The following is a 12192-nucleotide window of genomic DNA, read 5'->3' on the forward strand; positions in this document are numbered from 1 at the left end:
ACTACACCTTTTATTACCTTATTTTATTAGGTTTATGAAACGAAAAAATCAGTTTGATTATCTTTGTTGTCAAACCATAGTTTTATGAGCCCCAATCGTTTTTCTTATGTGCTACTTATATCCTTTTTTATATGGGTAGGTTCTATTGATACATTCTTTGCGCAAAATAACGGCCTTAGAGCATATACTCTGGAAGACGGACTTCCTCAATCTCAAGTATATGATATTATACAAGATGATATCGGTTATTTGTGGCTGGGAACCCGTGGAGGAGGTTTAAGTCGATTTAATGGAGATGAGTTTAAAACATGGAACGAGGGTGATGGACTCTTATCTAACTACATCCACGCATTACTTTATTCGAATGACAGCTTATTCATAGGAACCAGGAGAGGGCTTTCCATCAAAACAAAAAAGAAATTTATTAATTTCGAAGGTCTGCAGATAAACAAAATATTCAGGATCCATAACAAAACTTATCTAGCAACCAACATTGGGGTTCACGTGTATGTCCCTTCTTCCGGATTAAAAAAAATACAATTAGACCCTAGAATCAATACGAGTATTGTAAACGATATTGTTTTTGATGGCAGACTTTTCTGGATAGCTACCAATAAGGGGCTTTGGAAACTAAGTAAAATAGAAAAGGACGCAAGTATTATGGTAAGACATAGTGCGTATAATTTTACTGCCGCCTTATATCACAAAACAAAAGTTTTTGCTGCTGCAGTTAATCAGGGTATATTAGTGTTGAACACAAATGCCAAAAGTTACGGTAATAAGTGGATACAAGAGTCATTAAACGTTAATAGTATTTCAATACTTAATTCTGATTTGTGGTTTTCTACGAATAATGCAGGAATTACAGTTATAGATGCAAATAGCTATCGACTAAAGAAAAAAATAAATAAAAAAAACGGTCTGGCAGTTTCTAATATTAGAAAAAGCATTTCTGACCGTCAATCCAATATATGGATTGCTACTTCGGGCGGAGGGTTTTATAAATACTCTCAAAACAACTTCACACATTATAATCAAGACACCGGGTTAAAAGGTAACAGAGTATATGCAGTTCACACTTTCAATGATGAAATATGGGCATCCAATTCAGAGGAAGGACTTATAAAAATCGATACCGCTGGGATACACCAAATACCAAAAGACAAACGATTATCTGATATTAAAATCAAGGCTATAGCGAGTGATAATAAAGGAAATATTTGGGCCGGAACAGAAGGAAAAGGTATTTTATTGAAAGAAATTAAATTTAAAGATAGTATTATAGTAACTGATAAAAATTCTAAAAAGTCAGAAACAGACACACTCACTAAAAAAGTAGTTAAGAATTTTATCATTAACAAAAAACGAGGGCTATCATCAAATTGGGTACGATCTATCCATATATCCAATGATACCATTTGGGCTGCTACCTATTCTTCAGGTATTACAAGATTCAAGTATGATTATAAAAAACATAAAGTAAGATCTGTACGTAGATTTGCTAAGAAACGAGGAATAAAAGACCTGGAAATCAAACATATGGCTCCCGACGAAAAAGGCAACATATGGTATTCTACAGAAAATGGAAGTATTGGTTTTATAAAAAAAAATAAAGTCACACATCATAATAATGTACTGGATCAGAAGATTGCGATTAATTCTTTTGTTTTTAAAGACAATAAACTATTTCTAGGAACTGCTGGACAAGGGATATGGTGGAGTAGTTTAGAAGGTGACCTTTCTTTTAAAAAATTAAACGGAGAAAAGAATTTATACTCTAACAACATTTATCAAATGATTTTTGATGATGAGGAGAATCTATGGGTTGGCACAGAACGTGGTGTGGATCGAGTAAAGATCAACCTGCTCAATCAAATCAAGGATGTTCTTCATTTTGGAAGAAATGATGGTTTTTTAGGAATCGAAACATGCCTTAATGCCATTACCAAAGACAGAGAGGGCAATCTATGGTTTGGGGCTATCTATGGGCTTACAAAATATGAGCCGGGAGAAATTGGTAAAGCCATGGTTAAACCAGAAATACATTTCGAAAATATTGAAATAGCCTACCAAACTCTGGATTCTATCAATCCAGATATATGGGCAAAGAACAACAATGTATTACAGTTAACTCCAGAGCAAACTGAATTATCATTTAGCTATAAAACTATCGATTTAGATCATCCTGATGATATAGAATATCGATATAAATTGAACAATACCGCGTGGAGTCCATGGTCCTCAGAAATGAAGCAAAACCTTGCGGGGTTAGCTTATGGAGCACATTCATTTTCTGCCCAATCCAGAAATTATAGATGGGAAGAAAGTCAACCTATTACCTTCAAAATATTTATCGACAGCCCGATTTACAAGAAAATATGGTTTCAACTTACTATGCTTGGGATTTTGCTTTTGATTCTAACAATCATTACGCTTTTATACATTAGAAAAGTTAAATTGAAAAATGCCGAAGAACGGGAAAAACTACAAATTCAAAATCACTTACTCTCTTTAGAACAGAAAGCATTGCGACTGCAGATGAATCCACATTTTATTTTTAACGTGTTAAATGGGATAAAAGCAATGGGTACTAGTAACCCAACAAAAATGAACAGTACCATTAATACCTTTGCGACTCTTCTTAGAGACACCCTTTATAATTCCAGAAAGGATCATATTACACTTGATCAGGAAATGAAAACACTAAAGCACTATATAGAAGTCGAAAAATTGATGGCTAACAAACCTTTTGAATATTCAATCTCTATCGACTCAGAATTTGATCCTGAAGAAGTATTAATCCCACCAATGCTCATTCAGCCTTTTGTAGAAAATGCTATAAGACACGGTATTCTGAAAGGAAACAGAGATGGAAAACTAAAAGTATTTTTTGATACTGATGAAGAATTCTTACATTGTAAGATATTAGATAACGGATTGGGTATTTTTCAATCTCAAAAGGCAAAAACCAAAACTGATCATCAATCCATGGCACTGACAGTAACCAGGGAACGGCTAGAGTCAATCTCAGGAAAAGATGCATTACAAATAAAGGAAATTCTTGAAGAAGATACCTCTGTAGCCGGCACCGAAATATCGTTCAGAATACCATTATTAACCGACTATTAATAACCACTATGCTAACAGCAATTATTGTAGAAGACATGCCAGATGCGCTTCAACTTTTAAAAAGTGATCTGGAAACGAATCACCCCGAAATAAAAATTATAGATACTGCGCGAAGTGTGGTAGAAGCGGCAAAGTCTCTTAGGACTAGCCAACCTGATATTCTATTCTTAGATATTATGCTGGGCGATGGAACCGGATTTGATGTATTAGAAATATTTCCTGAATTAAAATCAAAAATCATCTTTGTAACAGCTAGTGATGAATATGCAATCAGAGCCTTTAAATTTGCAGCCATCGATTATGTCCTAAAGCCCTATTCTAATGAAGAATTGGCACAAGCTGTTAGTAAAGCAAAACAACAAATTCAGCCAAATAAAGAACGTTTAGACATCCTTAAAGACACATTATCTGCTCCGGAACAAAAGCCTGACAAAATATCGTTACACACCTTAGATAAGATTATTATCGTAAGTTTAGATGACATTGTTCGTTGTGAATCGGACAGTAATAACACAATCTTTTATCTTCAAGATGGACAAAAGGTTTTTGTAACCAAAACATTAAAGTATTTTGCAGATATGCTGAAAAATTATCAATTCCTGCGGGTTCATCAAAGTCACTTAATTAATTTACAGTGCATCAGCGCATTTATAAAAGCAGATGGTGGTTATCTTATGCTAAAAAACGGTGAAAACGTACCAGTATCTGTTCGTAAAAAAGTCGAGGTTATGGAGATCCTAGACAGTATGCACCGATAAATAAATACATATTATTTTATACACAACCACTTGATACAAGTATTCAGTGGTTTTTTAGTTTTTTTTGAAACTAAAATTTTCAGAGAAATATTAAATAATTAAAAGAAAAAAAGTTATAAAAGTATCGTTCTTAAAAAAAAGAGATGAAAATCAATTTCCAAAGATTATTTTAGCATTATGATTATTTTGTAAAGACTTTTAAATTATATTACCTTATACGTACGCAAAACACTCATATGGCAAATAATACTTTATCGCCCGCCAATAAGCAATCAGGTTTAGTTCCAGGAACGGTAGTATATACGGGAAACAAATCGTCTAGCAATTTGTTCATAGAGGTTTTTGATTATGATAAGGATTCTTTCGAAGAAAAAGAACTGAACGAAATAGAAGAAGCATTTTCTTATGCTGAAACTGAACCCGTTACTTGGATTAATGTCAATGGAATTAATCATACCGAAGCCATTGAAAAAATCGGTGATCATTACAACCTACATCCACTTATTCTAGAGGACATTGCAAACACACAACAACGCCCAAAGATCGATGAGTATGAAGGGTATCTTTTTGTGGTTCTCAAAATGCTCTATTTTGATAAAGAAGAGGAACTGGCTATCGAACATATCAGTTTTGTCTTAGGCAGTAACTATGTCATATCCTTTCAGGAAGCAGACGGAGATGTTTTTGATGAGATCAGAAACCGTATTCGAACTGGAAAAGGCCGAGTGCGATCTATGGGGTCTGATTATTTATTATATGCATTAATGGATGCTGTGGTTGATAATTATTTTAATCTTATCGAGGCAATGGGCGAAAGAATTGAAGAGCTGGAAGATGATTTATTCGAAGAAAAACCAAATGATGATATCACCTATGATATACAAGGCCAAAAAAGAGAAATTTTAAAAATCAGAAGAGCTGTTTTCCCCTTAAGAGAGGTAGTAAATAGAATTGAAAAAAGTGATCACCCGTTAATTACTGATAAAACACAGTTTTATCTAAGGGATTTATACGATCATATTATCCAGGTCTCAGAAAGTATTGATATCTATCGAGAAATGATCTGGGGATTAATGGATATGTATATGACAACCATAAGCAATAAAATGAATGAGGTGATGAAGGTACTTACCATTATCGCTTCCATCTTTATCCCTTTAACATTTCTTGCAGGAATGTATGGAATGAACTTTGAATATATCCCTGAGTTGAAATTTAAATATGGATACTTTGTACTATGGGGAATAATGATTCTAATTTTCTTTGGATTATTATATTATTTTAAAAGAAAAAAATGGCTATAAAAACGAAGTTACGTTTAGGAGTTAAAATAAAAAATGCCTGCAAAAGCGCAAGCATTTTTTTTGGCTGAGTTTATAAAACACTCTTTAAATCAATGATCTAATGCTATTTAAATTTGGTTGATAAGTTTCAGTCCCGTGATAGTTCTTTTAACAAACTCTTGTTTATCGCCATCTTCATCAACTTCATTTTCATACCTAAATGCAAAAGTTATTTCGAACTTTCTTCCAATAAACTTCTTATCCTTCAAATTATACGTTTTTAGAATCTCTGGAGTGATTGCATTAAAAAATATCGAGTCATCTTCGTTATCCTCATTTTTGTAGTTGAAACTATAAGTATCTTTTTCAAATCCATCAAAAACTCCTGTAAATGTTTCGGTTCCTTCTGTTACAGTCTCTTCTACAACTTCCTCGATCTCTTCAATTTCTTCCACTTCCTCTCCTTCCTCCTGAGAAAAAACAGTGAAATTACCTGATAATAACATCATCATTACTATTAAAACTTTTAGATCTTTCGTTTTATTTAAAATTTAAAATTGCTTCTTGTTGATTCAGTTAATCCTATTAATTAAGACACTGTTTTTATGAAAAAGTCACTTAATTTTTAGTATTATGAATTTTAGAATAAACATATCCAAAAGTGTAATAATGATGATTCGGAATAGTACCCAAGCTTACTTGCTAGTTTCTTTCTGAATATCCAATAAACTTACTCGTGTTTGAATAGTAAGCTATAATAGAATCAAATGTCATCTCCTATTAAACTACTCCATATCATCCAAATCGTCCATGTCATCGTTTATTTCCATATCGGAACTATCCTCGCTATCCTCGTTATCCTCTTCATAGTCTTCCATAGCAGCTACCAGACGTTTACTGACTTTCACTAAATATAGGGTGTCTTCAGTTTTTACTTCTACACATTCTACAATTTCATTTTGCGCATTTCTAAAGGCGATAATATCGTCTTCATCATATCCATCAGGATATTTGGCTACTAATAAATCCAGAATATCATCGTTTAACTTTTTGAAGTCAACAATTACTTTTTTAAGATTACTATTTCTTGATCCTTTCATAACGTTACATGTCTAATATATAAGCAAATATTAATGGTGCTACTATAGTTGCATCAGATTCTATCACAAATTTGGGAGTTTTTATATCCAATTTCCCCCAGGTAATTTTTTCATTCGGTACAGCACCACTGTATGATCCATAACTTGTGGTTGAATCACTAATTTGGCAGAAATAGTTCCAAAAAGGTGTATCTGTTCGCTCCATATCCTGATATAACATGGGCACCACACAAATAGGAAAATCTCCTGCAATACCACCTCCGATTTGAAAAAACCCTATTCCATTTTCAGAATTATCCGTGTACCAATCTGCTAAAAATGTCATATACTCAATACCTGATTTCATGGTACTGGCTTTCAATTCTCCTTTCATAACATAACTTGCAAAAATATTACCCATCGTACTATCTTCCCATCCAGGAACAACCATTGGTAAATTTGCTTCGGCAGCAGCATACATCCAGCTATCTTTAATATCAATTTCGTAATACTGCTCTAATACTCCAGATAACAACATTTTATACATAAATTCATGTGGAAAATAACGTTCGCCGTTTTCTTCAGCATCTTTCCAGATTTTAAAAATATGTTGTTGCAGTCTTCTAAAAGCTTCGTCTTCAGGTATACACGTATCTGTAACCCGATTTAAACCTTTTTCTAACAACTCCCATTCTTGCTGTGGCGTAAGATCCCTATAATCAGGAACTCTTTGGTAATGACTGTGAGCTACCAGGTTCATAATATCCTCTTCAAGATTTGCTCCTGTACAGGATACGATATGAACTTTATCTTTACGAATCATTTCTGCAAATATCTTTCCTAATTCTGCCGTACTCATTGCTCCTGCCAGCGACACCAACATTTTTGAACCAGCATTAATTTGTTCTTCGTAGGATTTAGCAGCATCTACCACAGTAGCTGCATTAAAATGAAGATAATACTTTTCTATAAATTGAGAGATGGCTCCTTTAGTCTTCATCCTGATCGTATTTTAATTTATTAATACTATGTTCTTTTTGGAATGCGTAAAGGTTATCATTCTCTTCGTTTTCATTTTTCTCTAAAAACTTATAGCTGATCATTTTATAATAAAGTTTAGCTACAAGAAAATCAGAGGATTTGTCAATTTGGTTTGGACATAATTCTACAATATCAAATCCTACCACATTTTTTTCTTCAAACACTTTTTTCAGAAACTCCAATGTCTCATACCAAAACAATCCTCCTGGTTCTGGTGTTCCTGTACTAGGTAAAATAGAAGGATCCAGCGCGTCCAGATCGAAAGTGATATAAACCTTGTCTCCCAGTATATCGATCACTTTATCCATCCAATAATCATCGGTCGCCATATCGTGTGCAAAGAACACATTATCTTCATTCATGACAGACTTTTCAGAAACATCCATGCTTCGTATGCCTACCTGAACCAAATTGGTATTTTCGTTCGCTTCGTATAAAGCGCACGCATGATTATATGGTGAACCGTTATATTCTTTTCTCAAGTCGGCGTGCGCATCGATCTGCAAAACCGTTAAATCATCATAACACTCATTAAATGCCCGTATGGCTCCAATAGAAACAGAGTGTTCGCCTCCAACCATCGTAACAAATTTATTACGTTTGATATTGGTTTTTACCAACTGATGAACAGCCGACACCATTGAACCGGGTGAACTGTTCTCGGTCACCTCATCCGTGAGGTAAACACCTTGTTTATAAACCTCTGTATTAGTTTCTATATCATAAAGCTCCATGTTTTCAGAAGCTTGTAGAAACGCTTCTGGACCTTTATCGGCTCCTTTTCCCCAAGTACTTGTTTTATCATAAGGAACGGGGATCAATACTACTTTGGATTTCTCATAGCTAGCGTATTGTTCGTCAATACCAGCATATGTTTTGTTAGTTTTCATTTTTGATGTGATACTTAAATTAAATGGATTATTTTCATTGTAAAAGTGTTTCTTTATCAAACGACTCAGATTGATTCTTGGGTATATCATTTTGATATCCAAGAATTGACAATAGCTGCTCCGATGTCTGTTGTGGTGCAAAAACCTTAGTGGTTATGTTATTATATTCATCACGATCAATTAAAATGTGTTTAGGCTGAGGAATTAGGCAGTGCTGTAACCCTCCAAAACCACCGATCGTTTCCTGATACGCACCTGTATTAAAAAACCCAATATATAATGGCTTTTCTTTTTTATATTTAGGAAGGTATATTGCATTCATATGCTGCTCTGAATTGTAATAATCATCACTATCGCAAGTAAGTCCGCCAAGTAATACGCGTTCGTATTCCTGATCCCATCGATTCACTGCCAACATTACAAAACGTTTATTTATTGCCCAAGTATCAGGCATAGTGGTTATGAAAGATGAATTGATCATATTCCATTTTTCGCGATCATTTTGTTGCTTTTGATATAGCACCTCATAGATAGCTCCACCACTTTCACCTACTGTAAAACTTCCAAACTCGGTAAAGATATTTGGGACATCTACTCTTGCTTCTTCACAAGCTTTTTGAATTTGATTTACAATTTCACTAATCATATATTGATAATCGTAGTCAAATGCCAAAGAATTTTTAATAGGGAAACCTCCTCCTATATTCAAACTATCTAAACTAGGGCAAATCTTTTTGAGATTGATATATACTTTTAGGCATTTTAATAATTCATTCCAATAATACGCAGTATCTCTGATTCCTGTATTGATAAAGAAATGAAGCATTTTAAGTTTTACCTTTGCATTTCCTTTTATTTGATCATTATAAAATGGTACGATATTTTTATATCCTATTCCTAAGCGTGAGGTGTAGAATTCGAACTTAGGTTCTTCTTCTGAAGCGATCCTGATACCTACCTGAAAATCTTTCTCGATCTCGTCACATAATAAATTGAGTTCTTCATAATTATCAATAATAGGGATGCAGTTATGATGCCCATTGTTAATTAATCGAGCAATATTTTTAACATACCTATCACGTTTAAACCCATTACTAATTACATACGTTTCATTACTAATTTTGCCCTGAGCTTTTAGATTTTCGACAATATCTATATCAAAAGCCGACGAGGTCTCTATATGTATATCATTTTTTAAAGCTTCATTCAATACGTGATTAAAATGAGAACTTTTGGTACAATAACAATAATGATAATTACCTGCATAATTAGTTGCTTTCATAGCAGTATCAAACCACGCTTTCGCCCTATTAATATTCTCAGATATTTTTGGGAGATACGTGAATTTTAATGGAGCTCCATACTTTGCTATCAAGGCCATTAAGTCGACACCGTGGAAATGCAGTTCGTTATGCTGTAAAGTAAACTCTTCCTGCGGGAAATAAAAAGTTTGATCGATCAGATCAATATATTTGGTTTTCATTGTTTAAAAATAAATATTTTAGAATGTTTTTTAAGCCTATTTGTAGGGAAATAATTCTAAAAAATCAGATAAGAAAAATAAAAATAGTGGCAGGAATAAACATTTTGGGCTCTAAGAGCAAAAATGTTGTATGAATTCTAGAAGTCAGCCTGAGAATTCGGTTCCCCATCCCTGAGGCAGTTTTTGGAGCAGACTTCCTAATCCTCCTAGACCCGAATCTGAAATAAGTTTTCATTTTTGTAGGCAATGCGTCTTAATTAAATGACCCATTTATAAAATCAAATGTAATAAAAAAGTAGTATTAAAAACTTTTTTTGAATTTTTTTTTGAATTTTTTTAAATCACTACATACGAGTTATTTACATATTCATTTGGCGTCACAACATGCAACATCTTACATCTAATTTATGTGTTTATGGTATTTAATTTTGTACATTTAATAAAAGTCAAAACACGACTGCAATGAAACATATTTTAATCCCTATAGATTTTTCAGATGACGCATACAATGCATTAAACTATGCTAAATCATTATTTTTTAGTCAAACCACTACGTTTTATTTATTGCACGTTTACCTTAGTAGTTCTTCAAATCTATTAAGCTCAGAGCAACATACTTCTATACTTGACGAAATGTCTGGTGAAGAAGAACAGGGATTGAAAGAGTTTGTGCATATTGCTGAGAAAGAAAACAACAATGATCTCCACTATTTTGAAGGTATTTCTAAAATTGGCACATTGGTTAAGGCTATGAACGCTGCTATTATTTCTAATAAAATTGATTACATCGTTATGGGAACTAAAGGAGCAAAAGGCAGTAAAGAAGTGTTTCTGGGTAGTAATGCAGTCAACGTCATTAATGGTATTGAAAACTGCCCCATAATTGTGGTACCAAAAAGTTTTATTCCAAAATCACCTTCGCTAGTATCGTTTTCTACGAATTTCAAACGAGCTTTTGTAAGAGAGGAATTAACTCCTTTGATCGATATTGTAGTAACCAATAATGCCAAAATAAATATTGCAAGAATCATGCAGGAAGAGTATTTAACGGCTCCTCAAAAGGAGAATAAAGAAACACTTAAAAAACTATTCGATGGCTTAGATTATATCTTCTGTAAAATTGATGTCGAAACATCTGAGACAAATGCATTAAAAGATTTTGCGAAACATACAGAAAGTGATCTGATAGCTCTGATTCATCACAAGCACAATTTTTTCCAAAAGTTGGTAGAGGAAGATGTGGTAAATAAGATAAGTTTTAATAGTCCATTACCTTTGTTAATATTACAGGAATTTAATATAAAATAACTTTACTATAACCTAAATGGCTTCTTTAGTAAATTTTATTATGCGCTTCGACAGCCTTTATTCTAGCTCTTTTTAATCGCATTTTTAAGGCACTTTCGTTGATACCAAATAACACTTGTAATTCTTTTACAGATACGTTATCGTGATATTTTAGCATGAGTATCGCCTTATCTTCTGGACTTATCATCTCTAAAGCTTTTTCTAATTGGGACATCTTGATTTCGAAAAAATTCTCATCCAAATCAGATTCCTCGGATGATATTTTATATTCATTATTTTCTATCCTCTTGGCAAGACTCGACACGTTTTTTTCTTTGTCCCGGCAAACATAATTGACACAAAAGTTATAAGTAAAAACATACAACCAGGTAGAAAATTTTGCACGCCCCTGAAATCCACTAATTTTATGATGTAATTTTATAAAAACTTCTTGAGTGAGGTCCTCTGCCTCATCTTCATTCTTTACAAAACTAAAGCATTTATAATAAACTTTTTTATAGTATCTTTCATACAATACTCCAAAAAAGAGTGGGTTATCCAATTCTTTTATTTTATCAACCAACTCCTCATCTGTTAAACATTTGGCTTGTTTAACAAGATTACTCGATTTCTTTTCTTCGGGTATTGAAAATAAATCTTCACCAGCGTCCATATCAATTCCATTATCCATCTGCTAAATATAACAAAATTGCAACCTAATTATGCATGTCATTTAGTAAAAGTATATACGAGCGTTCTAGTACATCAATGTCAAAGAATGAGCAACTGAATTTGTAAATTGACTCTACATAGGTTGGAATTACACGACCAGCTTATAAAAACCATAAGAAATATCTTCTAATTCTGGTAAATTCTTGAAAAACACTTGCGCTATTTTTTTGATCCTTTCAAAACGGTATTAGCAAATTGTTTCCTTACCCTAGAAGAAATAGCGTTGGTTGATTCTTTATGAATTAAGTTTTGGGTTCTTTAGGACAATAACCCTAAAAGTAATCTAAGAAGCAACTATTTGTTAGAGAGAACACCTAAATAATGTATGATTATTCTACATTGAAAGGCCTTAAAATTTCACAATAAGGTGGATCTCAATAAAATAATTCTACGTTTTATTTTATAAAACAAAATATTATAAACTTGTTCTAAGACAACTTTACAATAACATTCAAATACTATTCAATTTTAATACCTTTACTATTTCATGTAAAAATTTAAAAAACTTTA

10 protein-coding genes are annotated in these 12192 nt (G+C 33.0%); 4 read left to right on the plus strand and 6 right to left on the minus strand.

What is annotated here, in order from left to right; translation table 11 throughout:
• The first annotated feature begins 84 nt into the window (after positions 1 to 84).
• The 3 genes from ACWGOQ_RS16150 to corA all read left to right on the plus strand — a co-directional run bounded on the left by ACWGOQ_RS16150 (position 85) and on the right by corA (position 5191).
• Positions 85 to 3129, plus strand: a complete 3045-nt coding sequence (locus ACWGOQ_RS16150; RefSeq protein ID WP_452059180.1) for a ligand-binding sensor domain-containing protein — start codon at positions 85 to 87, stop codon at positions 3127 to 3129.
• Between the two features lie 8 nt (positions 3130 to 3137).
• The gene (locus ACWGOQ_RS16155) at positions 3138 to 3887 is read left to right on the plus strand and encodes a LytR/AlgR family response regulator transcription factor (protein WP_452059181.1); all 750 of its coding nucleotides are present in this window, start codon (positions 3138 to 3140) and stop codon (positions 3885 to 3887) included.
• A gap of 236 nt (positions 3888 to 4123) precedes the next feature.
• Positions 4124 to 5191 (plus strand): magnesium/cobalt transporter CorA, encoded by a 1068-nt coding sequence (corA, locus tag ACWGOQ_RS16160; RefSeq protein WP_452059182.1) that lies wholly within the window; start codon positions 4124 to 4126, stop codon positions 5189 to 5191.
• 107 nt (positions 5192 to 5298) lie between these two features.
• Here corA and ACWGOQ_RS16165 read toward each other — a convergent pair whose 3' ends face one another.
• The 5 genes from ACWGOQ_RS16165 to ACWGOQ_RS16185 all read right to left on the minus strand — a co-directional run bounded on the left by ACWGOQ_RS16165 (position 5299) and on the right by ACWGOQ_RS16185 (position 9663).
• Positions 5299 to 5682 (minus strand): hypothetical protein, encoded by a 384-nt coding sequence (locus tag ACWGOQ_RS16165; RefSeq protein WP_452059183.1) that lies wholly within the window; start codon positions 5680 to 5682, stop codon positions 5299 to 5301.
• Between the two features lie 273 nt (positions 5683 to 5955).
• Positions 5956 to 6270, minus strand: a complete 315-nt coding sequence (locus ACWGOQ_RS16170; protein WP_452059184.1) for a hypothetical protein — start codon at positions 6268 to 6270, stop codon at positions 5956 to 5958.
• A gap of 4 nt (positions 6271 to 6274) precedes the next feature.
• Positions 6275 to 7249 (minus strand): deoxyhypusine synthase family protein, encoded by a 975-nt coding sequence (locus ACWGOQ_RS16175; protein WP_452059185.1) that lies wholly within the window; start codon positions 7247 to 7249, stop codon positions 6275 to 6277.
• On the minus strand, positions 7239 to 8180 hold the full coding sequence (gene speB / locus ACWGOQ_RS16180; protein ID WP_452059186.1) for an agmatinase: 942 nt from the start codon (positions 8178 to 8180) through the stop codon (positions 7239 to 7241). The genes ACWGOQ_RS16175 and speB overlap by 11 nt, the downstream gene beginning before the upstream one ends.
• A gap of 34 nt (positions 8181 to 8214) precedes the next feature.
• Complete coding sequence (locus tag ACWGOQ_RS16185) at positions 8215 to 9663, minus strand: arginine decarboxylase (protein ID WP_452059187.1); 1449 nt, start codon at positions 9661 to 9663, stop codon at positions 8215 to 8217.
• 462 nt (positions 9664 to 10125) lie between these two features.
• On the opposite strand from ACWGOQ_RS16185, the gene ACWGOQ_RS16190 reads away from it, so the two are divergent.
• Positions 10126 to 10971 carry a universal stress protein gene (locus tag ACWGOQ_RS16190; RefSeq protein WP_452059188.1) on the plus strand — a complete coding sequence of 282 codons (846 nt, stop codon included), beginning with the start codon at positions 10126 to 10128 and terminating at the stop codon, positions 10969 to 10971.
• A 25-nt stretch (positions 10972 to 10996) separates the two neighbouring features.
• On the opposite strand, the gene ACWGOQ_RS16195 is transcribed toward ACWGOQ_RS16190, so the two are convergent.
• The gene (locus ACWGOQ_RS16195) at positions 10997 to 11641 is read right to left on the minus strand and encodes an RNA polymerase sigma factor (protein WP_452059189.1); all 645 of its coding nucleotides are present in this window, start codon (positions 11639 to 11641) and stop codon (positions 10997 to 10999) included.
• Between the last annotated feature and the right edge of the window lie 551 nt (positions 11642 to 12192).

Source organism: Aquimarina ulvae (assembly GCF_053613295.3).

Coding starts and splice junctions, on each gene's coding strand:
- ACWGOQ_RS16190 (WP_452059188.1), top strand. CDS start 10,126: ATGAAACATATTTTAATCCCTATAGATTTTTCAGATGACGCATACAAT.
- speB (WP_452059186.1), bottom strand. CDS start 8,180: ATGAAAACTAACAAAACATATGCTGGTATTGACGAACAATACGCTAGC.
- ACWGOQ_RS16170 (WP_452059184.1), bottom strand. CDS start 6,270: ATGAAAGGATCAAGAAATAGTAATCTTAAAAAAGTAATTGTTGACTTC.
- corA (WP_452059182.1), top strand. CDS start 4,124: ATGGCAAATAATACTTTATCGCCCGCCAATAAGCAATCAGGTTTAGTT.
- ACWGOQ_RS16195 (WP_452059189.1), bottom strand. CDS start 11,641: ATGGATAATGGAATTGATATGGACGCTGGTGAAGATTTATTTTCAATA.
- ACWGOQ_RS16150 (WP_452059180.1), top strand. CDS start 85: ATGAGCCCCAATCGTTTTTCTTATGTGCTACTTATATCCTTTTTTATA.
- ACWGOQ_RS16155 (WP_452059181.1), top strand. CDS start 3,138: ATGCTAACAGCAATTATTGTAGAAGACATGCCAGATGCGCTTCAACTT.
- ACWGOQ_RS16185 (WP_452059187.1), bottom strand. CDS start 9,663: ATGAAAACCAAATATATTGATCTGATCGATCAAACTTTTTATTTCCCG.
- ACWGOQ_RS16175 (WP_452059185.1), bottom strand. CDS start 7,249: ATGAAGACTAAAGGAGCCATCTCTCAATTTATAGAAAAGTATTATCTT.
- ACWGOQ_RS16165 (WP_452059183.1), bottom strand. CDS start 5,682: ATGATGATGTTATTATCAGGTAATTTCACTGTTTTTTCTCAGGAGGAA.